Origin of the sequence: Pseudomonas fakonensis (assembly GCF_019139895.1) — a bacterium.
Lineage (GTDB): Bacteria > Pseudomonadota > Gammaproteobacteria > Pseudomonadales > Pseudomonadaceae > Aquipseudomonas > Aquipseudomonas fakonensis.
In genome coordinates this window covers 4,337,562-4,360,388 of record NZ_CP077076.1, presented here as the reverse complement: position 1 = coordinate 4,360,388, position 22,827 = coordinate 4,337,562, and the positions used below count along the sequence as shown (strand labels likewise).

Sequence of the window (22,827 nt, the reverse complement as noted above, 5' to 3'; positions counted from 1 at the left end):
TTATGCAAGTTAAGCGTTTTTTCGCCGCTGATATGCGTCAGGCCATGAAGCTGGTCCGGGATGAGCTCGGCTCCGATGCCGCCATCATCGGCAACCGGCGCATCGCCGGCGGTGTCGAACTGACGGCCGCGCTGGACTACAAGCTGTCCGCCCTGGCCCCGCGCGTACCCAATGCCGAACTCGAGGACGAGCTGCGCAAGACGCAGTCGCGCATCGTCACCGCCCAGGCCGAGATCGACGGCCGCAGCGAGCTGGGCGAGGGCAATCGCCAGCTGTTCGCCGGTTTGTCGCTGACCGCTTCCGAGCCGCTGGTCGAGCCCCATGTCGAAGCCCCGGCGCCTGCCGCTGCGCCTGCACCGGCGGCGGTCGATACCCGTGTGTTCGACGCCATGCGTTCGGAGCTGTCGGGCCTGCGCGAGCTGCTCGAAGTGCAACTCGGCTCGCTGGCCTGGAGCCAGCTGCAGGGCAACAAGCCGCAACAGGCCAACCTGTGGCGCCGCCTGCAGCGCCTGGGCCTGTCGGGCGGCCTGGCCCGCGAGCTGCTGGAGCTGACCGCCGAAATCGAAGAGCCGCGCCAGGCCTGGCGCATGGTGCTGGCGCACCTGGCGCGCATGATCGAAGTGCCGTCGGTCGAACCGATCGAGGAGGGCGGGGTCATCGCCATGGTCGGCCCGGCAGGCATGGGCAAGACCACCACGCTGGCCAAGCTCGCCGCCCGTTACGTGCTCAAGTACGGTGCCAACAACCTGGCACTGGTGAGCATGGACAGCTTCCGTATCGGCGCCCAGGAGCAGCTCAAGACCTTGGGCCGCATCCTCAACGTGCCGGTCACCTACGTCGACCCGGGCGAGTCGCTGGCCCAGGCCCTGGAGCCGCTGCTGCGCAAGCGCGTGGTGCTGATCGATACCGCGGGCCTGCAGGCCAGCGACCCGGCCCTGCGCATGCAACTGGAAACCCTGGCTGGCCGCGGCATCGCCTCGAAGAACTACCTGGTGCTGGCAACCACCAGCCAGAAGCAGGTGCTGACTGCCGCTTATCACAGCTACAAGCGCTGTGGGCTGGCAGGGTGCATCCTGACCAAACTGGATGAGACGGCCTGCCTTGGCGAAGTGCTGAGCCTGGCCATCAGCCACGAACTGCCGGTGGCCTACCTGACCGATGGGCCGCGCATTCCGGATGACCTGCAATTGCCGCGCAAGCACCAGCTGGTCAGCCGTGCGGTGAGCGTGCAGATGCAGGACGAGCCCAGCGAGGAGGCCATGGCCGACATGTTCGCTGATCTCTACCACAACCCCGGCAAACGGGCGGGTTGAGGGTGAATACTGTGCAAAGTACCTACATCATGGGGTTGCCCGGCCGGTCCATGGCCACGAGCGTTCAGCCCCTCATGTGGCTTGGGTTCAAGCGAGACAAGGTAAACAACAGACATGGGTAGCATGCATCCCGTACAGGTGATCGCCGTCACCGGTGGCAAAGGTGGCGTCGGCAAGACCAACGTTTCAGTGAACCTGTCCCTGGCGCTGGCTGAACTCGGCCGTCGGGTCATGCTGCTCGACGCCGACCTGGGCCTGGCCAATGTCGACGTGTTGCTCGGTCTCACCCCAAAACGCACCCTGGCCGATGTCATCGAAGGCCGCTGCGAGCTGCGCGACGTGCTGTTGCAGGGCCCGGGCGGTGTGCGCATCGTGCCGGCCGCCTCCGGCACCCAGAGCATGGTGCACCTGGCCCCGGCGCAGCATGCAGGGCTCATTCAGGCGTTCAGCGAGATCGGCGACAACCTCGACGTGCTGGTGATCGACACCGCTGCAGGTATCGGTGACTCGGTAGTCAGCTTTGTCCGCGCCGCGCAAGAGGTGCTGCTGGTGGTGTGCGACGAGCCCACCTCGATTACCGATGCCTACGCGCTGATCAAGCTGCTCAACCGCGACTACGGCATGAACCGTTTCCGCGTGCTGGCCAACATGGCCCAGAGCCCGCAGGAAGGGCGCAACCTGTTCGCCAAGTTGACCAAGGTCACGGACCGCTTCCTCGACGTCGCCCTACAATACGTCGGTGCGGTGCCTTACGACGAATGTGTGCGCAAGGCTGTGCAGAAGCAGCGGGCGGTCTACGAGGCCTTCCCTCGGTCCAAGTGTGCGCTGGCCTTCAAGGCCATCGCGCAGAAGGTCGACAGCTGGCCGCTGCCTGCCAACCCGCGCGGGCACCTGGAGTTCTTCGTCGAGCGTCTGGTACAACCCACCAGTGCAGGGCCGGTGCTATGAGTGCGAGCGGTTTCAAGATGTACAGCAAGGCGTCCAAGGACGCCCAGTACGAGCTGGTGGAACGTTACGCGCCGCTGGTCAAGCGCATCGCCTACCACCTGCTGGCGCGCCTGCCGGCCAACGTGCAGGTCGAAGACCTGATCCAGGCAGGCATGATCGGCCTGCTGGAAGTCGCCAACAAGTACGACGCCAGCAAGGGCGCCAGCTTCGAAACCTACGCCGGCATCCGCATCCGCGGCGCCATGCTCGACGAGGTGCGCAAGGGTGATTGGGCACCGCGTTCGGTGCACCGCAACACGCGCATGGTCAGCGACGCGATTCGCGCTGTTGAAGCAAGATCGGGCCGTGACGCTAAAGATCACGAGGTTGCTGCCGAACTCCAATTGAGTCTCGATGATTACTACGGGATTTTGAACGATACCTTGGGCAGCCGCCTGTTCAGTTTCGACGACCTTTTGCAGGACGGCGAACACGAGGGGTTGCACGAGGATGGAGCGAGCGGGCAGCTGGAGCCGTCGCGTGACCTGGAAGACGAGCGCTTCCAGGGTGCGCTGGCCGATGCGATTGCCAACCTGCCGGAGCGTGAACGCCTGGTGCTGGCGCTGTACTACGACGAAGAGCTGAACCTCAAGGAAATCGGTGAGGTCCTGGGGGTCAGCGAATCGCGGGTCAGCCAGCTGCACAGCCAGTGCGCCGCGCGTCTGCGCAGCCGCCTTGGGGAATGGCGGGCGCGTTGAACCCAGGTTCGATGCAGTCGTTTTTTTGTAGTGCCGAATTGATTGAGCGCGCGCTCGGCGCCGAGCGCGTTAAAGACTGCTTGGAGGTCTAATTGAACAAAGACATGAAAATCCTCATCGTTGACGACTTTTCGACGATGCGGCGGATCATCAAGAACCTGTTGCGTGACCTGGGGTTCACCAACGTCAAGGAAGCTGATGACGGCAACACGGCACTGCCGATGCTCAACAGCGAGAACTTCGATTTCCTGGTAACCGACTGGAACATGCCCGGCATGACCGGTATCGACCTGCTGCGCGCCGTGCGTGCAGACGAGCGCCTCAAGCACCTGCCGGTGTTGATGGTAACCGCCGAAGCCAAGCGCGAGCAGATCATCGAAGCCGCCCAGGCCGGCGTCAACGGTTACGTGGTCAAGCCATTCACCGCCCAGGCGCTCAAAGAAAAGATCGAGAAGATCTTCGAACGCGTCAACGGCTGAGTCACGTCAGGGGGCGCAATGGAGTCAACCAACAACTCTCTGGGTGAGTTCGAAACTACCCTGAAGAAGCATGCCCAGGAACTGGTCGAAAGCCTTGAGCGCGGCCGGTTCGGTGATGCGGTGCAGCTGATCCACCAACTGAACCAGACCCGCGACCGCGGGCTGTATCAGGAAGTCGGCAAGCTCACCCGCGAACTGCATAGTGCAATCGTCAACTTCCAGATCGACCCGGCCATGCCGCAGGCCGAGGAAGTGTCGCAGATCACCGATGCCACCGAGCGCCTCTCCTACGTGGTTCGCCTCACCGAAGGTGCGGCCAACCGCACCATGGACCTGGCGGAGGCGTGCACCCCGGTGCTCAACGACCTCGCCGCCGAGGCCCAGAGCCTGTCCGCCGACTGGCAGCGCTTCATGCGCCGCGAGGTGGCAGCGCCTGAATTCCGTGAGCTGGTCAAGCGGGTCGACAGTTTCCTGACGCAAAGCGCCGAGGGTAACCAGAAAGTCGCCAGCCACCTCAACGATATCGTCCTGGCCCAGGATTATCAGGATCTCACCGGCCAGGTGATCAAACGGGTGACCGCGTTGGTCACCGAAGTCGAAAGCAATCTGCTCAAGCTCGTGCTGATGGCCAGCCAGGTCGACCGCTTTGCCGGTATCGAACATGACCACCAGCAGCTGCGTGCTGAAAAAGATCAAGAAAAACATCCGACTCGGGGTGAAGGTCCGCAGATTCATGCCGATAAGCGTGAAGACGTCGTGTCCAGTCAGGACGATGTCGATGATCTGCTGTCCAGCCTGGGTTTTTAAGGAGCACGTTTAATGAGCTTCGGCGCCGATGAAGAAATCCTCCAGGATTTCCTGGTAGAAGCCGGCGAAATCCTCGAGCAACTGTCCGAGCAACTGGTCGAGCTGGAAAGCCGGCCTGACGATGCGGACCTGCTCAATGCGATTTTCCGCGGTTTCCACACTGTAAAAGGGGGCGCCGGCTTCCTCCAGCTCAACGAGCTGGTGGAGTGCTGCCACATCGCCGAGAACGTGTTCGACATCCTGCGCAAAGGTGAGCGCCGGGTCGACGCGGAACTGATGGATGTGGTGCTCGAGGCACTCGATACGGTCAACAGCATGTTTGGCCAGGTGCGCGAGCGCAGCGACATCACCCCAGCCACCCCGGAGCTGCTGGCCGCGCTGTCGCGCCTGGCCGAGCCCGGCGGTGCCGAGGCGCCAGCCCCTGCGGCGGCGCCTGAGCCGGTGGCCGAAGCCGCCGTCGAGGCAGACATCACCGACACCGAGTTCGAGCAGCTGCTCGACTCGCTGGACGCGGTCAAGGCCGAAGCGGCCGTGCACGAGCAGATGCAGGGCGAAGTGGTCAGCGGCAACGGTGACGAAATCACCGACGCCGAGTTCGAATCGCTGCTCGACCAGTTGCATGGCAAGGGCCAGTTCAGTGCGCCAGCACCGGCCAATGCGCTGGCCGCAGCGCCGGCTGCCGGCAGCGACGAAATCACCGATGACGAGTTCGAGTCGCTGCTCGACCAGTTGCACGGCAAGGGCACCTTCGCGGTCGACGCATTGCCGGCTGTCAGCGCCGCACCGGCTGCCGCGCCTGCCGGTGACGACATCAGCGAGCACGAATTCGAAGCGCTGCTCGACCAGTTGCATGGCAAGGGCAAGTTCGGTGGCGCTGCGGCAACTGCCGAAGCCCCTGCTGCTGCGGCGGTGGCTGCTGCGCCGAAAGCCGAGGCCGCGCCTGCCGCCAAGCCGGCACCTGCTCCGGCACCCGCTGCTGCGGCCAAGCCTGCTGCTGCCCCGGCACCGGCCCGCGCACCTGCGCCTGGCGGCGAAAAACACGGCGCCAGCGAAGCAGAAACCACCGTGCGTGTGGATACCGCGCGGCTGGACGAGATCATGAACATGGTCGGCGAGCTGGTGCTGGTGCGTAACCGCCTGGTGCGCCTGGGCCTGAACAGCGGCGACGAGGCCATGTCCAAGGCCGTGTCGAACCTCGACGTGGTCACCGCCGACCTGCAGACCGCGGTCATGAAGACCCGCATGCAGCCGATCAAGAAGGTCTTCGGGCGCTTCCCGCGCCTGGTTCGCGACCTGGCCCGCCAGCTCAAGAAAGAGATCAACCTGGAGCTGGTCGGTGAAGAGACCGACCTCGACAAGAACCTGGTCGAGGCCCTGGCCGACCCGCTGGTGCACTTGGTGCGCAACGCGGTCGACCACGGTGTCGAGATGCCTGACGAACGCGAAGCCTCGGGCAAGGCCCGTACCGGCCGCGTGGTGCTGTCGGCCGAGCAGGAAGGCGACCACATCCTGCTGTCGATCTCTGACGACGGCAAGGGCATGGACCCAAGCGTGCTGCGCGCCAAGGCCGTGGAAAAGGGCCTGATGGACAAGGACGCGGCCGACCGCCTGAGCGAGTCGGACTGCTACAACCTGATCTTCGCCCCGGGCTTCTCGACCAAGACCGAGATTTCCGACGTGTCCGGCCGCGGTGTCGGCATGGACGTGGTGAAGACCAAGATTTCCCAGCTCAACGGCTCGATCAACATCTTCTCGGCCAAGGGCCAGGGTTCGAAGATCGTCATCAAGGTGCCGCTGACCCTGGCGATCATGCCGACCCTGATGGTGATGCTGGCCAACCAGGCGTTCGCCTTCCCGCTGGTCAACGTCAACGAGATCTTCCACCTCGACCTGTCGCGCACCAATGTGGTCGACGGCCAGGAAGTGGTGATCGTGCGCGACAAGGCGCTGCCGCTGTTCTACCTCAAGCGCTGGCTGGTCCAGGACCAGGCGCACGAGGAGCAGCACGAAGGTCACGTGGTGATCCTCTCGGTCGGCACCCAGCGCATCGGCTTTGTGGTCGACCAGCTGGTGGGCCAGGAAGAAGTGGTGATCAAGCCGCTGGGCAAGATGCTGCAGGGCACGCCAGGCATGTCCGGCGCCACCATCACCGGTGACGGCCGTATAGCGCTGATCCTCGACGTCCCGAGCATGCTCAAGCGTTACGCCGCGCGGCGTATTTGATTCTGGTGGCGCGCCCTGGCGGGTGCGCCACCTAATGGAGTGTTTATGGCAGTCAAGGTCCTGGTGGTGGATGATTCCGGTTTCTTCCGCCGCCGTGTCTCGGAAATTCTCTCGGCTGACCCGACCATCCAGGTCGTGGGCACCGCGACCAACGGCAAGGAAGCGATCGACCAGGCGCTGTCGCTCAAGCCCGATGTCATCACCATGGACTATGAAATGCCCATGATGGACGGCATCACCGCGGTACGGCACATCATGCAGCGTTGCCCGACGCCGGTGCTGATGTTTTCCTCGCTCACCCATGAAGGCGCCCGGGTCACCCTCGATGCGCTGGATGCCGGTGCCGTCGACTACCTGCCGAAAAACTTCGAAGACATCTCGCGCAACCCGCAAAAGGTCCAGCAGATGCTGTGCGAGAAGGTCCACACCATCTCGCGCAGCAACCGCCGTTTCAGCGCTTATTCCAGCCCCGCACCTGCCGCAGCGCCAGCTGCCAGCAGCCCGGCGCCGGCCAGCAGCTTCAGCACCAGCGCGCCGGCAGCGCGCACCGCAGCACCTGCGCCAACCCGCAGCGCTGCACCGGCTGCCAGCCACTCGCCGGCGCCCAAGCGCAAGCCCTACAAGCTGGTAGCCATCGGTACCTCCACCGGCGGCCCGGTGGCGCTGCAGCGTGTGCTGACGCAACTGCCTGCCGGTTTCCCGGCGCCGATCGTGCTTATCCAGCACATGCCGGCAGCCTTCACCAAGGCCTTTGCCGAGCGCCTGGACAAACTGTGCAAGATCAGCGTCAAGGAAGCCGAGGACGGCGACGTGCTGCGCCCTGGCCTGGCGCTGCTGGCCCCTGGCGGCAAGCAGATGATGGTCGACGGCCGTGGTACGGTGAAGATCCTGCCGGGTGACGAACGCCTGAACTACAAACCCTGTGTCGACATCACCTTCGGTTCGGCTGCCAAGTCGTACGGTGACAAGGTGCTCTCGGTGGTGCTCACCGGCATGGGCGCCGACGGCCGTGAGGGCGCGCGCCTGCTCAAACAGGGCGGCAGCACCGTGTGGGCCCAGGATGAAGCCAGCTGCGTGATCTACGGCATGCCCATGGCCATCGTCAAAGCCAACCTGGCTGACGCGGTCTACAGCCTGGACGACATTGGCAAACACCTGGTCGAGGCTTGCGTCTGATGGATGTGCTGAGCCTTATCGGCCTGATCCTGGCGTTCGTCGCCATCGTTGGCGGCAACCTGCTCGAAGGCGGCCATGTCGGCGCACTGATCAACGGCCCGGCGGCGCTGATCGTACTCGGCGGTACCCTGGCTGCAGCCTTGCTGCAGTCGCCGCTGTCGTCGTTCAAGCGTGCCCTGCAGATTGTGCGCTGGATCCTCTTCCCGCCACGGGTCGACCTGGCCGGTGGTATCGACCGGGTGGTCAACTGGAGCCTCACCGCGCGCAAGGAGGGCCTGCTGGGCCTGGAAGGCGTGGCTGATGCCGAGCCCGACCCCTATGCGCGCAAGGGCCTGCAACTGCTGGTGGACGGCGCCGAGCCCGAAGCCATTCGCAGCATCCTCGAAGTCGACTTCCTGACCCAGGAATCCCGCGACATCCAGGCGGCCAAGGTGTTCGAGAGCATGGGCGGCTACGCCCCGACCATCGGTATCATCGGTGCGGTAATGGGCCTGATCCACGTGATGGGCAACCTGGCCGACCCGTCGCAACTGGGCGGTGGCATTGCCGTGGCATTCGTGGCCACCATTTATGGTGTGGCCAGTGCCAACCTGATCCTGCTGCCGATCGCCAACAAGCTCAAGGCGGTGACCCTGCGCCAGTCGCGCTACCGTGAAATGCTCCTCGAGGGCCTGCTGTCGATCGCCGAAGGCGAGAACCCGCGCTCGATCGAGCTCAAGCTGCAAGGCTTCATGGAGTAACCATGGCCCGTCGTCGTCGCGTAGAGGAACACGAAAACCACGAACGCTGGCTGGTGTCGTATGCCGACTTCATCACCTTGCTGTTCGCCTTTTTCGTGGTCATGTACTCCATTTCCTCGATCAACGAGGGCAAGTACAAGCAGATCTCCCAGGCGCTGATCGGGGTGTTCAACGACCCCGAGCGCAGCACCCGGCCGATCCCCATCGGCGAAGAGCGCCCGGTGACGGTCAAACCGGCCGAGCCGTTGATCAAGGACAGCGAGCAGACCGACGCCGGCCTTGCCCAGACCAGCGTCGACCCGCTCAAGAGCATCGCCGACGATGTGCGTGATGCGTTCGGCGACCTGATCAAGAGCGACCAGATGACCGTACGCGGCAACGAGCTGTGGGTGGAGATCGAACTCAACTCGGCGCTGCTGTTCGGCAGTGGCGACGCCATGCCCAGCGATGTCGCCTTCGAGATCATCGAAAAGGTGGCGAAGATTCTCAAGCCGTTCGCCAACCCGGTGCACGTCGAGGGCTTTACCGACAACCTGCCGATTCGTACGGCGCAGTACCCGACCAACTGGGAGCTGTCATCGGCCCGGGCGGCGAGCATCGTGCGCCTGCTGGCGATGGAAGGGGTGAACCCGGCGCGCATGGCCTCTGTTGGCTACGGCGAGTACCAGCCGGTGGCCAGCAACGAAACGGCCGACGGCCGCTCGCGCAACCGCCGGGTGGTGCTGGTGATTTCCCGCAACCTCGAAGTGCGCCGCAGCCTGACCGGCAGCGGCAGCGCCAATGCCACGCCAGATGCCGCGTTGCGCCGGGCTGGCACACAAAGTGCACCAGCCACGCCAGCATCGGTGGCGGGGCAGTAACTCGTCAATTCTTCGACGCGGATGGCAACACAGATAAATGATGTTGCGCCGCCCCTGTAGGAGCGGGCTTGCCCCGCGAACCAGGCGGCGCGCTGGTGGCACCGGCTCTGCCGGTGTTCGCGGGACAAGCCCGCTCCTACAGAGTCTCGCGCCAAATCAATGAGATAGAATTTGTCCTATGAGAGTCTGGGCAGTAGCCAATCAAAAAGGTGGCGTCGGCAAGACCACCACCACCATCGCCCTGGCCGGCCTGCTGGCCGAGGCGGGCAAGCGCGTGGTCGTGGTCGACCTCGACCCCCATGGCTCGATGACCAGCTATTTCGGGCACAACCCTGACGCACTCGAGCACAGCAGCTACGACCTGTTCCTGCACAAGGGCAGTGTGCCTGACGGCCTGCCGGGCCAGTTGCTGCTACCCACCAGTGACGAGCGTATTTCGCTGTTGCCGTCGAGCACCGCCCTGGCGGTACTTGAGCGCCAGTCACCGGGCCAGAGTGGCCTGGGCCTGGTGATCGCCAAGAGCTTGGCGCAGCTGTGGCAGGATTTCGATTTCGCCCTGATCGACAGCCCGCCGTTGCTCGGCGTGCTGATGGTCAACGCCCTGGCCGCCAGCCAGCAGCTGGTGATCCCGGTGCAAACCGAATTTCTCGCGGTCAAGGGCCTGGAGCGCATGGTCGGCACCCTGGCCATGGTCAACCGCTCGCGCAAGCAGGCGCTGCCCTATCAGATCGTCCCGACCCTGTTCGACCGCCGCACCCAGGCTTCGCTTGGCACCCTCAAGGTACTGCGCGACACCTACGGCGAGCAGGTCTGGCAGGGTTACATTCCGGTCGACACACGCCTGCGTGATGCCAGCCGCAAGGGTGTCACCCCCTCGCAGTTCGATGGCAAGAGCCGCGGCGTGATCGCCTACCGCGCGCTGCTCAAGCACCTGCTTACCTACCGCAACGCATTGCAGGTGGCCTGATGAACCAAGCGCCGCACATTACCAGCAAGCCGCAGATGGCCCTGCAGTCGTACCTCGACGGCCTGTTGCAGGAGGCCACCGAGTCATTCGAGATGCCGGTCGATGTACCGCCGGCCAAGGCTGCGCCTGACGATGATTTCGAAGCCGCGGTGCGCGAAGAGCAGGCCGCCGATGCGCGCCGCCAGGCCGTATCGCAACCTGTTGCCGCGCGGCCATTCGCCGAGCCACAGGCCAAGGTGCTGCCGACCATCCTGCCACCGGCGCAGCCGCGGCCGGAGCCGGTGGTCAGCGTGGTGGAAAGCCAGGTGGTGGCCGAGGCCAGCATTCCGGTACTGACTGAAGTCCAGGTGGCAGAGCCTGTGGCACCGCTGGTCGACGTGCACCTGCCGGCACCTGCCGCGCCAGTACCGCCAGCCAGCGTCGACGGCCGCCCGGACTGGGCCGCCGAGCCGTTCGAGTGCCTGTTGTTCGACGTCGCCGGGCTGACGCTTGCGGTACCGCTGGTGTGCCTGGGCTCGATCTACAGCCTGGCCGGCCAGGAGCTGACGCCGCTGTTCGGCCAGCCGGACTGGTTCCTCGGCATCCTCAGCTGCCAGGCGGGCAACCTGAAGGTGCTCGACACCGCGCGCTGGGTCATGCCCGACCGCTACCGCGACGACTTCCGCCAGGGTTTGCAGTACGTGATTTCGGTACAGGGCTACGAATGGGGGCTGGCGGTACACCAGGTCAGCCGCTCGCTGCGTCTGGACCCCAACGAGATCAAGTGGCGCAGCCAGCGTGGCCAGCGCCCGTGGCTGGCCGGCACGGTGATCGAACACATGTGCGCCTTGCTGGATGTGGCTGCGCTGGCCGAGCTGATCGCCAGTGGCGCGGTCAAGCAGATGAACACCAAACACAACTGAATCAACGCCGCTACTGCCGCGGCCAATTGAACGAGCACACCGCCGATGGCGGATTTTGAGGGCTAGGGGAATGAAAAAGTCGTCTGCACAAGGTTCCGAAGATCCGATCCTGCAGTGGGTAACCTTCCGTCTGGACAACGAGTCCTACGGCATCAACGTCATGCAGGTGCAGGAAGTCCTGCGCTACACCGAAATCGCCCCGGTACCGGGTGCGCCAAGCTACGTGCTGGGCATCATCAACCTGCGCGGCAACGTGGTGACGGTGATCGACACCCGCCAGCGCTTCGGCCTGATGCCAAGCGATGTGACCGACAACACCCGTATCGTCATCATCGAGGCTGACAAGCAAGTGGTCGGCATCCTGGTCGACAGCGTGGCTGAGGTGGTGTACCTGCGCCAGTCCGAGATCGAAACCGCACCGAACGTCGGCAACGAAGAGTCGGCCAAGTTCATCCAGGGCGTGTGCAACAAGAACGGCGAGCTGCTGATTCTGGTCGAGCTGGACAAGATGATGACCGAGGAAGAGTGGTCTGAGCTGGAGAACATCTGAGTTGATTTTCGAGGTTGCTGTCATCTTCCTGGCGCTGCTGTGGGCGCTGAGCCTGTGGTTCTTCCTCAACTACAGCAAGCGCCAGCGCGAGCTGGCCGGCCAGCAGGCCGAGGGCGATGCGCTGCGTGACCAGCGCATCAAGGATTTGGCCAAGCGCCTGGACGACTACCAGAACGGTACCGTGCGCATGGGCGAGGCAATCCACGAGCTGCGTGCGGTGGTGGCGCCGTTGCCGGACAAGCTGCAGCAACTGGAGCAGCGCGACCCGAACAACGTCACCTTCGCCCAGGCGGCCAAGCTGGTGGGCATGGGTGCCAGCGTCGAGGAACTGACCCAGACCTGCGGCCTGACCCAGGCCGAGGCGCAGTTGATGAGCAAGTTGCACCGCGGCGAATAAGGTTTTCAGATCGAGTGGGGTCGCTGCGCGCCCCATCGGCTTTTCGGGGTTTGGCCCGGGGCGTGCTCTGTTGCCTGATCAGGAGTGACGGGGCAGGCGCGGCAGGTCCGGAGTGATGTCGCGCTCGCCCGGTGGGCTGTCGTCAAAGCCCGCCGGCACCTTGCCGCGCAACTGCCAGGCAAAGGCGATGATTTCGGCGATGGTCAGGTACAGCGCCTCGGGGATTTGCTCGCCCAGCTCCAGGCGCGCCAGCAGGCGCACCAGTTCGGCGTTTTCGTAGATGGGCACTTCGTGTTCGCGAGCAATGGCGAGGATGGCCTCGGCCAGTTCGTCGTCGCCCTTGGCGCTAAGGGTGGGGGCCTGCTGGCCGTCGTAACTCAGGGCGATGGCCTGGCGCGGTTGCTTGTGCTTCATGCGGTTTCGTCCACCCAGCGTTGTTCCAGGCGCGTGCGCGGCCCTTGTGGCGGGGTGCCGGGAAAGCACTCCAGGTCGCCGACATCCAGGCCGCGTGCCAGCAGGCGCTCGCGCAGGGTGCCCAGCTGGCTGTCGATCAGCCTTGCGGTGCGCTCCTGCTCGGCCCACAACTGGCCAGTCAAACGCCCCTGGGCCAGTTGCGCCTGCACCTGCAGCGGCCCCAGCGGCGCCAGGTCGAAGGCCAGTTCAATGCGCCACAGGGCCTGCAGCGGGTCGCGTTGTTCTGGCTCGCGCTCGCGGCCTGCCTTTTGTTCCGGGGTTTCCTCGCGCTGCAGCTTGACCTGCAGGGGGATGAATTCCTGCCCGTGGCGGATCGGCACTTCGGTCTGCCAGCTGGTTTGCAGGTTGCCGTTTTCCAGGGTGCCGCTTTGTTGCAGGCTGGACAGCGCATGGCTTTGCAGGCGCGACACGGCGCCGGCGGCCAGGCGCAGCAGCTGTTGCAGGTCGCCTTCGTTCTCCAGGGCCTGCAACAGGCGCGAGGGCAGGGGGAAAGCGCCCGGCTGCGGGCGCGGGCTGAACTGGCCGAGCATGCCCAGGGCGTTACGGGCAAAGCCCGGTACGGCCTGGGCCAGGGTGCTGGCGACCAGCGTGGGGCTGGCCAGGGTGCCGGCGGGTGGGGCGGGCAACTGGGCGACCAGGCGCACCAGTTGCGCCTTGAGGTCGGGCGCTACACTGCCGGCCAGGCCGCCCAGCAGCTTGGCTTCGAGGAAGGCGCCACTGTTGTTCAGGCTTTGCGTGAGGGTTTTCGGATCAGCCAGCTCGCGCGCCTGAGGCAGGCTGGCCAGCAGGCGTTCGGCGCTGGCGCGCAGCTCGGCGCCGGTATCGGGCGAGCGGGCAACTTGCTGCAGGGCATTGAGCAGGCCCGGCAACGAGGCCTGCTGGCTTTGCTGGGTGGCCAACTGCTGGGCCACGGCCAACTGGTCCTGGCGACCGCTCAAAGGCACGAAGCGCAGCGACTGGTCGCCCTGCACCACGGCGCTGAGCAGGCTGCCCACCGGCAGCGGCCGGGGGCTGTCGATGGTCAGGGTGGTGCCGGCCTGGCTGCTGCTCAGCAGGGTTACCAGCGAGCGGTAGCTGGCCACCTCGCCCGGGTTTTGCGGCAGTGCCTGGGTGGTGACCACCTTGCCTTGCAGCAGGGTGCCCACCGGGGTCTGGCTGGTGTCCAGGCGGGTAAGGGTGGCGACGTTGTTGGCCTTGCCGGCCTGCACCACCAGCGCCAGTTCGTTGTTCTGGGTTTGCGTGACGCTGACCTGGCTGCCCTGGGGCAGGGGGAAGCTGGCGCTGGTCTGCACCTGGGTCTGCTGGCCGCTGTTGGCGCTCAGGCGCATCAGCATCATGTAGGTCTGGCCCACCTGGCGCAGCGACAGCACCTCGGCCTGCGCGGTCTCGCCTTCGGCCACTACCCCAGGCTGGGGTTGCAGCAGGCGCAGCAGGTCGCCGGTCATGGTCGCCTTGACCACCTGCGTGTTTAACGCAGTTTGTGCGCCGAGACTATTGATTTCAGTCATGATTGTATACAACCTGTCGAACCAGCCCTCGTGGCAGCGCGGCGACACATGCAATAATGCCGCGCGCCCGCCTGCCAGTATAACGGCAGGGCCCGGGGCGACTTGAGACACAGGGCACAAGGTGGCGGCGTCTGCGTGGGAGCGGGCTTGCCCCGCGATGCAGTCGCCGCCCCTTGAACCCGACCCAGCATAAGGCGATACCGTGACCCTTCACCTCCAAGCTGCGGGCCTGGCCTGCGAGCGCGACTGGCGCCTGCTGTTCGAGCACCTGGACTTCGAACTGCGCCCCGGCGACATGCTGCAGATCGCCGGGCCCAACGGCAGCGGCAAGACCAGCCTGCTGCGTTTGCTGGCCGGGCTGATGCAGCCGACCGCCGGGCAGATCTTGTTCAACGGCCTGCCATTGGCCGAGCAGCGCCATGCCCTGGCCAGCATTCTGCTGTGGATCGGCCATGCCGCCGGCATCAAGGACCTGCTCACCGCCGAAGAAAACCTCGCCTGGCTCTGCGCCCTGCACCGGCCGGCCACCTCGGGGGCCATCTGGCAGGCGCTGGAGGCGGTCGGCCTGCGCGGCTTCGAGGATGTGCCCTGCCACACCCTGTCGGCCGGCCAGCAGCGCCGCGTGGCATTGGCCCGGCTGTACCTGGACAGCCCGCCGCTATGGATTCTCGACGAACCGTTCACCGCCCTCGACAAGCAGGGCGTCGCACAACTGGAAGCGCACCTGGCGGCCCACTGCGAGCAAGGCGGCACGGTGGTGCTGACCACCCACCACACACTGGCGCATACACCGTCCGGCTACCGTGAACTGAACCTGGGGCAATGGGCGGCATGAGCGTATTCCTACTGTTGTTGCGCCGCGAAGCGCGCCTGCTGTTCCGCCGCCCGGCAGAGCTTGCCAACCCGCTGGTGTTCTTCGCCATCGTGGTGGCGCTGTTCCCCTTGGCGGTCGGCCCGGAAAGCCAATTGTTGCAAACCTTGTCGCCGGGATTGGTGTGGGTGGCGGCGCTGCTGGCGGTGTTGCTGTCGCTGGACGGCCTGTTTCGCAGTGATTTTGAAGACGGTTCACTGGAACAGTGGGTGCTTTCGCCGCACCCGCTGGCGCTGCTGGTGCTGGCCAAGGTGCTGGCCCACTGGATATTTTCCGGGCTGGCGCTGGTATTGTTGGCGCCGTTGCTGGCGCTGATGCTGGGGTTGCCGCCCAGCTGCCTGCCGGTGCTGCTGGCCTCTTTGTTGCTTGGCACCCCGGTGCTGAGTTTGCTCGGGGCGGTGGGCGCGGCGCTGACGGTCGGCCTCAAGCGTGGCGGCCTGCTGCTGGCGCTGTTGATTCTGCCGTTGTATATCCCTGTATTGATCCTGGGCAGTGGTGCGTTGCAGGCCGCGTTGCAGAATATGCCGGCCACCGGCCAACTGCTCTGGCTTGCCAGCCTGACTGCCCTGACCGTGACACTGGCACCCTTTGCGATCGCCGCCGGGCTGAAAATCAGCGTCGGCGAATAACGAGTGCCGGGCACTGCAGCCCGGCCAACACCCTGGATGTACCCTGATGAAAATAAGCTGGACGTGGTTCCACAAACTGGGCTCGCCGAAATGGTTCTATGCCATCAGCGGCCGCATGCTGCCTTGGCTGGCGGTGTCTGCCGTGCTGTTGCTGGTGGTGGGCATCACCTGGGGCCTGGCCTTCGCCCCGCAGGATTACCAGCAGGGCAACAGCTTCCGCATCATCTATATCCACGTGCCGGCGGCCATGCTGGCGCAGTCGTGCTACGTGCTGCTGGCGGTGGCCGGGGTGGTGGGGCTGGTGTGGAAAATGAAACTGGCCGACGTGGCGCTGCAGTGCGCGGCGCCGATCGGCGCCTGGATGACCGCCGTGGCGCTGGTCACCGGCGCGATCTGGGGCAAGCCCACCTGGGGCAGCTGGTGGGTGTGGGACGCGCGCCTGACCTCGATGCTGATCCTGCTGTTCTTGTACTTCGGCATCATCGCCCTGGGCCAGGCCATCAGCAACCGCGACAGCGCGGCCAAGGCCTGCGCGGTACTGGCCATCGTCGGCGTGGTGAACATCCCGATCATCAAGTACTCGGTGGAGTGGTGGAACACCCTGCACCAGGGCGCCACCTTCACCCTCACCGAAAAACCCGCGATGCCGGCCGAAATGTGGCTGCCGCTGCTGTGCACGGCGCTGGGTTTCTACTGCTTCTTCGGCGCGGTGCTGCTGCTGCGCATGCGCCTTGAAGTGCTCAAGCGCGAGGCGCGCGCCAGTTGGGTCAGGGATGAAGTGTTGAACAGCCTGGGGCGGGAGGACGCGCGATGAGCTTTGCTTCCTTCAGTGATTTCCTCGCCATGGGCCACCATGGCCTGTACGTCTGGTCGGCCTATGGCATTTGCCTGGCGGTGCTGGCGCTGAATGTCGCCACCCCGCTGCTGGCCCGGCGTCGCTATTTGCAAGAAGAGGCGCGACGACTGCGCCGGGAGACCAAACCGTGAATCCGCAGCGCAAGAAACGCCTGTTCATCATCCTCGGCCTGCTGGCCGGTGTCGGCGTGGCCGTGGGCTTTGCCCTGAGCGCCCTGCAACAGAACATCAACCTGTTTTACACCCCCACCCAGATCGCCAACGGCGAAGCGCCGCTGGACACGCGCATCCGCGCCGGCGGCATGGTCGAGAAGGGCTCGGTGCAGCGCTCGGCCGACTCGCTGGATGTGCGCTTCGTGGTCACCGACTACAGCAAGTCGGTGCCGATCACCTACCGCGGCATCCTCCCCGACCTGTTCCGCGAAGGGCAGGGCATCGTCGCCCTGGGCAAGCTCAACGCCGACGGCGTGGTAGTAGCTGACGAAGTGCTGGCCAAGCACGACGAGAAATACATGCCGCCAGAAGTCACCAAGGCCCTCAAAGAAAGCGGCCAGGCCGCCACCGACACGCAGGCCAAGCCATGAACGCAGCTCTGGTGATCCCCGAACTCGGGCAGTTGGCAATGATCCTGGCGATCTGCTTCGCCGCGGTGCAGGCCAGCGTACCGCTGCTCGGCGCGTGGCGCGGCGACAGCCTGTGGATGGGCCTGGCGCGCCCGGCGGCCTGGGGGCAGTTCGCCTTTTTGGCGTTCGCCTTCGCCTGCCTGACCCACGCCTTCATGACCGACAACTTCTCGGTCGCCTATGTGGCCAGCAACTCCAACAGCGCCTTGCCCTGGTACTACAAGTTCAGCGCCGTGTGGGGTGCCCACGAAGGCTCGCTGCTGCTGTGGGCGCTGATTCTGGGGGGCTGGACCTTCGCCGTGTCGGTGTTCTCGCGCCAGCTGCCGCAGGTGATGCTGGCCCGGGTGCTGGCGGTGATGGGCATGATCAGCGTGGGCTTTTTGAGCTTTTTGATCATCACCTCCAACCCGTTCTCGCGCCTGCTGCCGCAGGTGCCGGCCAACGGCCGCGACCTCAACCCGCTGCTGCAGGACTTTGGCCTGATCGTCCACCCGCCGATGCTGTACATGGGCTACGTGGGCTTCTCGGTGGCCTTCGCCTTCGCCATCGCCGCGCTGCTGGGCGGCCGCCTGGACGCGGCCTGGGCGCGCTGGTCGCGGCCCTGGACCATCGTTGCCTGGGCGTTTCTCGGCGTGGGCATCACCCTGGGTTCATGGTGGGCCTACTACGAGTTGGGCTGGGGTGGCTGGTGGTTCTGGGACCCGGTAGAAAACGCCTCGTTCATGCCCTGGCTGGTGGGCACGGCGCTGATTCACTCGTTGGCGGTGACCGAAAAGCGCGGCGTGTTCAAGAGCTGGACCGTGCTGCTGGCCATCGCCGCGTTCTCGCTGAGCCTGCTGGGTACCTTCCTGGTGCGCTCCGGGGTGCTGACTTCGGTGCACGCCTTTGCTGCCGACCCGTCGCGCGGCATTTTCATCCTGATCTTCCTGTTGTTCGTGGTCGGCGGCTCGCTGACCTTGTTCGCCCTGCGCGCGCCAGTGGTCAAGAGCCAGGTCGGCTTTGCCCTGTGGTCGCGCGAAACGCTGCTGCTGGCCAACAACCTGGTGCTGGTGGTGGCAGCTTCGATGATTCTGCTGGGTACCCTGTACCCGCTGGTGCTCGATGCCCTGACCGGGGCCAAGCTGTCGGTCGGCCCGCCGTACTTCGACGCGTTGTTCCTGCCGCTGATGGCTTTGCTGATGCTGGTGCTGGGCGTGGGCGTGCTGGTGCGCTGGAAGGACACCCCCGGCAAATGGCTGGCCGGCATGCTCACCCCGGTGCTGGTGGGCAGCGCGGTGCTGGCGCCGGTGGCCGGGCTGATCGTCGACGACTTCGACTGGCCGGCACTGAGCGTATTCGCCCTGGCCGCCTGGGTGGTGCTCAGCGGTGTGCGCGATATCCTCGACAAGACCCGGCACAAGGGCCTGGGCAAGGGCCTGGCGGGTTTGACCCGCAGCTACTGGGGCATGCAGCTGGCCCACCTGGGCCTGGTGGTGTGCGCCCTGGGCGTGGTGCTGTCGAGCAACAACAGCGCCGAGCGTGACCTGCGCATGGCGCCGGGCGAGAGCGTCGAGCTTGGCGGTTATCACTTCCTGTTCGAAGGTGCCAGGCACTTCGAAGGGCCGAACTTCATCTCTGACAAGGGCACCATCCGCGTGTCCCGCGACGGCCGTGAGGTGAGCGTGCTGCACCCGGAGAAGCGCCTGTACACCGTGCAGCAGTCGATGATGACCGAGGCCGGCATCGATGCAGGCTTTACCCGTGACCTGTATGTCGCCCTGGGCGAGCCGCTGGAGAACGGCGCTTGGGCGGTGCGGGTGCATATCAAACCCTATGTGCGCTGGATCTGGCTGGGCGGTCTTCTGACCGGCCTGGGCGGCTTGCTGGCGGCCTTCGACCGGCGCTACCGCGTCAAGGTCAAGACCCGGGTGCGTGAGGCCCTGGGTGTGTCTGGAGCGACTGCATGAAGCGTTGGATCATGGTCGTGCCACTGGCGGTATTCCTGCTGGTGGCGGTCTTTTTGTACAAAGGGCTGTTCCTCAAGCCCGACGAGCTGCCCTCGGCGATGATTGGCAAGCCGTTCCCGGCGTTTGCGCTGCAGACCGTGCAGGGCGATCGGGCGCTGACCCAGGCCGACCTGCTGGGCCGCCCGGCGCTGGTCAACGTATGGGGCACCTGGTGCCCGTCGTGCAAGGTCGAACACCCCTACCTCAACCAGCTGGCGCAGCAGGGCGTGGTGATCCACGGGGTCAACTACAAGGACGACAGTGCCGCCGCACTGAAGTGGCTGGCCGAGTTCCACAACCCTTACCAGCTCAACATCGCCGACCCGCAGGGCTCGCTGGGGCTGGACCTGGGCGTATACGGTGCGCCGGAAACCTTCCTGGTCGATGCCAAGGGCATCATCCGCTACAAGCACGTCGGCGTGGTCGATGCCACGGTGTGGCGCGAGCAACTGGCGCCGCTGTACCAGGGCCTGGTCGACGAGGCCCGGCCATGAAGCGCTGGCTGGCAGCTGCCGTACTGGGCATGAGCCTGGCCGGCATGGCCCGGGCGGCCATCGACACCTACCAGTTTCGCGACGAAGCCGAGCGTGAGCGCTACCAGCAACTGACCAAGGAGCTGCGCTGCCCCAAGTGCCAGAACCAGGACATCGCCGACTCCAACGCACCGATTGCTGCTGACCTGCGCCGCGAGATCTTCCGCATGCTCGGCGAGAACCAGAGCAACCAGCAGATCATCGACTTCATGGTTGACCGCTACGGCGACTTCGTGCGCTACAAACCGGCCCTGAGCGGCCGCACCTGGCTGCTCTGGTTCGGCCCCGGCATCTTGCTGGCCGGCGGCTTCGTGGTGCTGGCGGTGATCGTCCGGCGCCGCCGTGGCCAGGCTGCGGCCGGCCCAACCGAACTGTCCGCCGACGAACACGCGCGGCTTGCCAAACTGCTGGAAAAAGAACGCACCCATGACTGAATTCTGGCTTAGCGCGGGCTTGTTGCTGCTCGCGGCCCTGTCTTTTCTGCTGATCCCCATTCTGCGTGGCCGCCGTCGCCAGCAGGCCGAACAGGACCGCACCGCGCTCAACGTGGCGTTGTACGAAGAGCGCGTGGCGGAGTTGGCCGCCCAGCAGGCCGCCGGCGTGCTGGATGACGTGCAACTGGCCAATGGGCGCGATGAAGCTGCCCGCGAGCTGCTGGCCGACACCGAGCGCGACGATAGCGCGCGTCAAGGCCAGCTGGGCCGCGTGATCCCGCTGCTGGCGGCGCTGTTGGTGCCCGCCATGGGGTTGGGGCTGTACCTGCATTTCGGCGCTGCCGACAAGGTCGAGCTGACCCGTGAGTTCGCCAGCGCGCCGCAGTCGATGCAAGAGATGACCACGCGCCTGGAGCGCGCCGTGCAGGCCCAGCCGGACTCGGCCGAGGGCCTGTACTTCCTTGGCCGTGCCTATATGGCCGAGCAGCGCCCGGGCGATGCAGCCAAGGCCTTCGAGCGCGCCGTTGCCCTGGCCGGCCGCCAGCCGGAGCTGTTGGGGCAGTGGGCCCAGGCATTGTACTTTGCGGCCGACAAGCGATGGTCGGCGCAGGTGCAGGCACTCACCGACGAGGCGCTGAAGGCCGACCCCAACGAAGTTACCAGCCTGGGCCTGCGGGGTATCGCCGCGTTCGAGGGCGAGCGCTACCAGGAGGCCATCGACTTCTGGAAGCGCCTGCTGGCGCAACTGCCCGAGGGCGACGCCTCGCGCGCCGCGTTGCAGGGCGGTATCGACCGCGCAGCCGACCGGCTCAAGGCCGGTGGCGGCAAGGTAGCCGAAAGCGCACGCCTGAAGGTGCGGGTAGAGCTGGCCGCAGCGCTGAAAGACAAGGTGCGCCCGGACGACACCGTGTTCATCTTCGCCCGTGCCAGCAACGGCCCGCCCATGCCGCTGGCGGCCAAGCGCGTGACTGTGGCGCAGTTGCCCATCGAGGTGGAACTGTCGGATGCCGACGCGATGATGCCGCAGATGAAACTGTCGGATTTCGCCGAAGTCCAACTGGTTGCACGTGTCTCGCGTGCCGGCCAGCCGACCCGCGGTGAATGGAAGGCGCAGAGCGCGCCGCTGGCCACCGGCACCCAGGCCACCCAGCACCTGACCATCGACAGCCCCGACTCTTGAGCGAGCAGCCATCATGAACAGCACCGTCCGCCTGACCCTGATCACCCTGGCTTTGGGGCTTTCTGCGTGTACGGTGCACCAACCGGTGGAGCGCGAGCCGCTGCCGCCGATCGAGAGCACGCCGCAACCCCAGGGCCCGGTGGTCAAGCCGCTGCCCGGCAGACAGCCGAGTGGCCCGGCGGCCATCCCCAAACCCATGCCACGCACCTCGGCCAGCTTCGCCCCGCCTCCGGGCGGCGCGAGCCACTGGGACCCGAAACTTGGGGTGTACGTGCTGGAGAAGCAGCCGAACACCTTCTACCGCCAGCGCACCTACTACCGCTGGAACAGCGGCTGGAGCTGGTCGCTGAGCCCCAACGGCCCGTGGCAGGAAACCGACAGCAGTGGTGTGCCGGGTGGCCTGGGCCGGGCCTTCGCCCAGTAGCGGTCGCTGCTGGCGCGGTGGCGGGCCTGCCGCGCATAATGCCTCTTCCCATTGACCGGAGGTGGCATGAACAAGACAGTGCTGGTGCTGGTGGAAACCGTCGATGATTACCTGCCGTTGCTGGAACAGGCCGGCTACCGCTTGATCCGCGCACCGTCGCCACAGATGCGCGCCGACGCCATCGCCCGGCATGCCGGCGAGATCGACGCCGTGCTTACCCGTGGGCCGCTGGGCCTGACAGCCGCTGAAATCGAAGCCTTGCCTGGGTTGCAGATCATCTGCGTGATCGGTGCTGGTTACGAGCAGGTGGACCTGGCGGCGGCGTTTGCCCGGGGCATCACGGTCACCAACGGTGCCGGGGCCAATGCGGGGCCTGTGGCCGACCATGCCATGGCCCTGTTGCTGGCGCTGTTGCGCGATATCCCGCGGGCCGATGCCAGCACCCGGCGCGGTGAGTGGAACCGGGTGATCAGCCCTTCGGTCAGTGGCAAGCGTCTAGGTGTGATTGGCCTTGGTGCGGTGGGACAGGCCATTGCCCGGCGGGCTTCGCTGGGGTTCGACATGAGTGTCAGCTACCACAGCCGCACGCCTCGGGCTGATGTGCCCTACACCTGGTATGACAGCCCGCTGCACCTGGCCGATGCGGTGGACGTTCTGGTGGTTGCCACGCCTGGCGGGGCCGGCACCCGGCACCTGGTGGATGGGGCGGTGCTGGAGGCCTTGGGGGCTGAGGGGTATCTGGTGAACATTGCCCGGGCGAGTGTGGTGGATACCTCGGCGCTTGTGCTGGCCTTGCAGAACGGCGGGATTGCCGGGGCGGCGCTGGATGTGTTCGATGATGAGCCCTTGGTGCCTGAGGTGCTGCGGGGGCTTGGCAATACGGTGTTGACGCCGCATGTGGCGGGGCAGTCGCCTGAGGCTGCGCGGGATACGGTGGCTTTGGTTTTGCGGAATTTGCAGGGTTTTTTTGGTGGGGGTGGGGTGGTTACGCCGGTGCTTGGGTAGTTTGAGGTTCTGAGTTCTTGGGTTGTTTTGGAAGTTGTATGCGCATTCATTATTTGTAGTGACGCTTATTCACCTTTCCGCCCTTACGGCGGCTTACTTTGGTCTTGGCCAAAGTAAGCAAAGCCGCTCGCTCCCATCATCCGGCCCCTACGCTTCGCTCCGGGGTTCCCTCACTCCGGGCTTGCTCCGGGGGTACGCGCCGACGGG

Annotated in this window: 26 protein-coding genes; 24 read left to right on the top strand and 2 right to left on the bottom strand. The window is 65.5% G+C overall.

The genetic code is table 11. The features are described 5' to 3' along the window. Positions 1-2 precede the first annotated feature (2 nt). From flhF to KSS94_RS19045, 13 genes are all read left to right on the top strand, one after another. Positions 3-1,313, top strand: a complete 1,311-nt coding sequence (flhF, locus tag KSS94_RS19105) for a flagellar biosynthesis GTPase FlhF (protein ID WP_217839639.1) — start codon at positions 3-5, stop codon at positions 1,311-1,313. Between the two features lie 114 nt (positions 1,314-1,427). Further along, entirely contained in the window at positions 1,428-2,261 is an 834-nt protein-coding gene (gene fleN, locus KSS94_RS19100) for a flagellar synthesis regulator FleN (RefSeq protein ID WP_016393812.1), read from the top strand. Then, complete coding sequence (fliA, locus tag KSS94_RS19095) at positions 2,258-2,998, top strand: RNA polymerase sigma factor FliA (protein WP_217839638.1); 741 nt, start codon at positions 2,258-2,260, stop codon at positions 2,996-2,998. Before fleN ends, fliA begins: the two co-directional genes overlap by 4 nt. A 104-nt stretch (positions 2,999-3,102) precedes the next feature. Continuing rightward, positions 3,103-3,477 (top strand): chemotaxis response regulator CheY, encoded by a 375-nt coding sequence (locus KSS94_RS19090; protein WP_217839637.1) that lies wholly within the window; start codon positions 3,103-3,105, stop codon positions 3,475-3,477. Between the two features lie 18 nt (positions 3,478-3,495). Then, complete coding sequence (locus KSS94_RS19085) at positions 3,496-4,284, top strand: protein phosphatase CheZ (protein ID WP_217839636.1); 789 nt, start codon at positions 3,496-3,498, stop codon at positions 4,282-4,284. 12 nt (positions 4,285-4,296) lie between these two features. Beyond that, the gene (locus KSS94_RS19080; protein WP_217839635.1) at positions 4,297-6,507 is read left to right on the top strand and encodes a chemotaxis protein CheA; all 2,211 of its coding nucleotides are present in this window, start codon (positions 4,297-4,299) and stop codon (positions 6,505-6,507) included. Between the two features lie 45 nt (positions 6,508-6,552). Further along, a complete protein-coding gene (locus KSS94_RS19075; protein WP_217839634.1) occupies positions 6,553-7,683 on the top strand; it encodes a protein-glutamate methylesterase/protein-glutamine glutaminase in 1,131 nt (376 codons plus the stop codon). Further along, complete coding sequence (locus tag KSS94_RS19070; protein ID WP_217839633.1) at positions 7,683-8,423, top strand: flagellar motor protein; 741 nt, start codon at positions 7,683-7,685, stop codon at positions 8,421-8,423. Before KSS94_RS19075 ends, KSS94_RS19070 begins: the two co-directional genes overlap by 1 nt. 2 nt (positions 8,424-8,425) lie before the next feature. Next, positions 8,426-9,283, top strand: coding sequence for a flagellar motor protein MotD (motD, locus tag KSS94_RS19065; protein WP_217839632.1), 858 nt, complete (start codon positions 8,426-8,428; stop codon positions 9,281-9,283). A 178-nt stretch (positions 9,284-9,461) separates the two neighbouring features. After that, positions 9,462-10,250 (top strand): ParA family protein, encoded by a 789-nt coding sequence (locus KSS94_RS19060; RefSeq protein WP_217839631.1) that lies wholly within the window; start codon positions 9,462-9,464, stop codon positions 10,248-10,250. Further along, positions 10,250-11,152, top strand: a complete 903-nt coding sequence (locus KSS94_RS19055) for a CheW domain-containing protein (RefSeq protein ID WP_217839630.1) — start codon at positions 10,250-10,252, stop codon at positions 11,150-11,152. Before KSS94_RS19060 ends, KSS94_RS19055 begins: the two co-directional genes overlap by 1 nt. 70 nt (positions 11,153-11,222) lie before the next feature. Continuing rightward, complete coding sequence (locus tag KSS94_RS19050; RefSeq protein WP_016393802.1) at positions 11,223-11,702, top strand: chemotaxis protein CheW; 480 nt, start codon at positions 11,223-11,225, stop codon at positions 11,700-11,702. Between the two features lies 1 nt (position 11,703). After that, positions 11,704-12,099 carry a DUF2802 domain-containing protein gene (locus KSS94_RS19045; RefSeq protein ID WP_217839629.1) on the top strand — a complete coding sequence of 132 codons (396 nt, stop codon included), beginning with the start codon at positions 11,704-11,706 and terminating at the stop codon, positions 12,097-12,099. 78 nt (positions 12,100-12,177) lie between these two features. Here the strand turns inward: KSS94_RS19045 and KSS94_RS19040 are convergent, their stop codons facing one another. Together KSS94_RS19040 and fliK are read right to left on the bottom strand one after the other, a co-directional pair. Further along, complete coding sequence (locus KSS94_RS19040) at positions 12,178-12,513, bottom strand: EscU/YscU/HrcU family type III secretion system export apparatus switch protein (protein ID WP_217839628.1); 336 nt, start codon at positions 12,511-12,513, stop codon at positions 12,178-12,180. Beyond that, positions 12,510-14,081, bottom strand: coding sequence for a flagellar hook-length control protein FliK (gene fliK / locus KSS94_RS19035; protein ID WP_217839627.1), 1,572 nt, complete (start codon positions 14,079-14,081; stop codon positions 12,510-12,512). The genes KSS94_RS19040 and fliK overlap by 4 nt, the downstream gene beginning before the upstream one ends. 202 nt (positions 14,082-14,283) lie before the next feature. Here fliK and ccmA point away from each other — a divergent pair, with 202 nt between their 5' ends. From ccmA to KSS94_RS18980, 11 genes are all read left to right on the top strand, one after another. Then, positions 14,284-14,916 carry a cytochrome c biogenesis heme-transporting ATPase CcmA gene (ccmA, locus tag KSS94_RS19030; protein WP_217839626.1) on the top strand — a complete coding sequence of 211 codons (633 nt, stop codon included), beginning with the start codon at positions 14,284-14,286 and terminating at the stop codon, positions 14,914-14,916. Then, positions 14,913-15,581 (top strand): heme exporter protein CcmB, encoded by a 669-nt coding sequence (ccmB, locus tag KSS94_RS19025; protein ID WP_217839625.1) that lies wholly within the window; start codon positions 14,913-14,915, stop codon positions 15,579-15,581. The genes ccmA and ccmB overlap by 4 nt, the downstream gene beginning before the upstream one ends. A gap of 46 nt (positions 15,582-15,627) precedes the next feature. Continuing rightward, positions 15,628-16,395 carry a heme ABC transporter permease gene (locus KSS94_RS19020; RefSeq protein ID WP_217839624.1) on the top strand — a complete coding sequence of 256 codons (768 nt, stop codon included), beginning with the start codon at positions 15,628-15,630 and terminating at the stop codon, positions 16,393-16,395. Beyond that, positions 16,392-16,568 (top strand): heme exporter protein CcmD, encoded by a 177-nt coding sequence (gene ccmD, locus KSS94_RS19015; protein ID WP_217839623.1) that lies wholly within the window; start codon positions 16,392-16,394, stop codon positions 16,566-16,568. The genes KSS94_RS19020 and ccmD overlap by 4 nt, the downstream gene beginning before the upstream one ends. Further along, positions 16,565-17,020, top strand: coding sequence for a cytochrome c maturation protein CcmE (gene ccmE, locus KSS94_RS19010; RefSeq protein ID WP_217839622.1), 456 nt, complete (start codon positions 16,565-16,567; stop codon positions 17,018-17,020). Before ccmD ends, ccmE begins: the two co-directional genes overlap by 4 nt. An 11-nt stretch (positions 17,021-17,031) precedes the next feature. Beyond that, a complete protein-coding gene (locus KSS94_RS19005) occupies positions 17,032-19,005 on the top strand; it encodes a heme lyase CcmF/NrfE family subunit (RefSeq protein WP_217843626.1) in 1,974 nt (657 codons plus the stop codon). Beyond that, positions 19,002-19,538 (top strand): DsbE family thiol:disulfide interchange protein, encoded by a 537-nt coding sequence (locus KSS94_RS19000; RefSeq protein WP_217839621.1) that lies wholly within the window; start codon positions 19,002-19,004, stop codon positions 19,536-19,538. The genes KSS94_RS19005 and KSS94_RS19000 overlap by 4 nt, the downstream gene beginning before the upstream one ends. Beyond that, entirely contained in the window at positions 19,535-20,011 is a 477-nt protein-coding gene (locus KSS94_RS18995; protein WP_217839620.1) for a cytochrome c-type biogenesis protein, read from the top strand. Before KSS94_RS19000 ends, KSS94_RS18995 begins: the two co-directional genes overlap by 4 nt. Continuing rightward, positions 20,004-21,191, top strand: a complete 1,188-nt coding sequence (ccmI, locus tag KSS94_RS18990) for a c-type cytochrome biogenesis protein CcmI (RefSeq protein ID WP_217839619.1) — start codon at positions 20,004-20,006, stop codon at positions 21,189-21,191. Before KSS94_RS18995 ends, ccmI begins: the two co-directional genes overlap by 8 nt. Positions 21,192-21,204: 13 nt before the next feature. Next, positions 21,205-21,615: a hypothetical protein gene (locus KSS94_RS18985; protein WP_217839618.1), complete on the top strand. Its 411-nt coding sequence runs from the start codon at positions 21,205-21,207 to the stop codon at positions 21,613-21,615. A 66-nt stretch (positions 21,616-21,681) separates the two neighbouring features. Beyond that, positions 21,682-22,620, top strand: coding sequence for a 2-hydroxyacid dehydrogenase (locus KSS94_RS18980; RefSeq protein WP_217839617.1), 939 nt, complete (start codon positions 21,682-21,684; stop codon positions 22,618-22,620). The last annotated feature ends 207 nt before the right edge of the window (positions 22,621-22,827 follow it).

Excerpts from the sequence above, each read along its gene's own strand:
- KSS94_RS19080 (WP_217839635.1), top strand. The coding sequence starts at position 4,297 with ATGAGCTTCGGCGCCGATGAAGAAATCCTCCAGGATTTCCTGGTAGAA.
- KSS94_RS19060 (WP_217839631.1), top strand. The coding sequence starts at position 9,462 with ATGAGAGTCTGGGCAGTAGCCAATCAAAAAGGTGGCGTCGGCAAGACC.
- KSS94_RS19050 (WP_016393802.1), top strand. The coding sequence starts at position 11,223 with ATGAAAAAGTCGTCTGCACAAGGTTCCGAAGATCCGATCCTGCAGTGG.
- ccmB (WP_217839625.1), top strand. The coding sequence starts at position 14,913 with ATGAGCGTATTCCTACTGTTGTTGCGCCGCGAAGCGCGCCTGCTGTTC.
- ccmD (WP_217839623.1), top strand. The coding sequence starts at position 16,392 with ATGAGCTTTGCTTCCTTCAGTGATTTCCTCGCCATGGGCCACCATGGC.
- KSS94_RS18980 (WP_217839617.1), top strand. The coding sequence starts at position 21,682 with ATGAACAAGACAGTGCTGGTGCTGGTGGAAACCGTCGATGATTACCTG.
- KSS94_RS19085 (WP_217839636.1), top strand. The coding sequence starts at position 3,496 with ATGGAGTCAACCAACAACTCTCTGGGTGAGTTCGAAACTACCCTGAAG.
- ccmI (WP_217839619.1), top strand. The coding sequence starts at position 20,004 with ATGACTGAATTCTGGCTTAGCGCGGGCTTGTTGCTGCTCGCGGCCCTG.
- KSS94_RS19055 (WP_217839630.1), top strand. The coding sequence starts at position 10,250 with ATGAACCAAGCGCCGCACATTACCAGCAAGCCGCAGATGGCCCTGCAG.
- fliK (WP_217839627.1), bottom strand. The coding sequence starts at position 14,081 with ATGACTGAAATCAATAGTCTCGGCGCACAAACTGCGTTAAACACGCAG.
- motD (WP_217839632.1), top strand. The coding sequence starts at position 8,426 with ATGGCCCGTCGTCGTCGCGTAGAGGAACACGAAAACCACGAACGCTGG.
- KSS94_RS18995 (WP_217839620.1), top strand. The coding sequence starts at position 19,535 with ATGAAGCGCTGGCTGGCAGCTGCCGTACTGGGCATGAGCCTGGCCGGC.
- fliA (WP_217839638.1), top strand. The coding sequence starts at position 2,258 with ATGAGTGCGAGCGGTTTCAAGATGTACAGCAAGGCGTCCAAGGACGCC.
- flhF (WP_217839639.1), top strand. The coding sequence starts at position 3 with ATGCAAGTTAAGCGTTTTTTCGCCGCTGATATGCGTCAGGCCATGAAG.
- KSS94_RS19000 (WP_217839621.1), top strand. The coding sequence starts at position 19,002 with ATGAAGCGTTGGATCATGGTCGTGCCACTGGCGGTATTCCTGCTGGTG.
- KSS94_RS19090 (WP_217839637.1), top strand. The coding sequence starts at position 3,103 with ATGAAAATCCTCATCGTTGACGACTTTTCGACGATGCGGCGGATCATC.
- KSS94_RS18985 (WP_217839618.1), top strand. The coding sequence starts at position 21,205 with ATGAACAGCACCGTCCGCCTGACCCTGATCACCCTGGCTTTGGGGCTT.
- fleN (WP_016393812.1), top strand. The coding sequence starts at position 1,428 with ATGGGTAGCATGCATCCCGTACAGGTGATCGCCGTCACCGGTGGCAAA.
- KSS94_RS19075 (WP_217839634.1), top strand. The coding sequence starts at position 6,553 with ATGGCAGTCAAGGTCCTGGTGGTGGATGATTCCGGTTTCTTCCGCCGC.
- KSS94_RS19020 (WP_217839624.1), top strand. The coding sequence starts at position 15,628 with ATGAAAATAAGCTGGACGTGGTTCCACAAACTGGGCTCGCCGAAATGG.
- KSS94_RS19070 (WP_217839633.1), top strand. The coding sequence starts at position 7,683 with ATGGATGTGCTGAGCCTTATCGGCCTGATCCTGGCGTTCGTCGCCATC.
- KSS94_RS19040 (WP_217839628.1), bottom strand. The coding sequence starts at position 12,513 with ATGAAGCACAAGCAACCGCGCCAGGCCATCGCCCTGAGTTACGACGGC.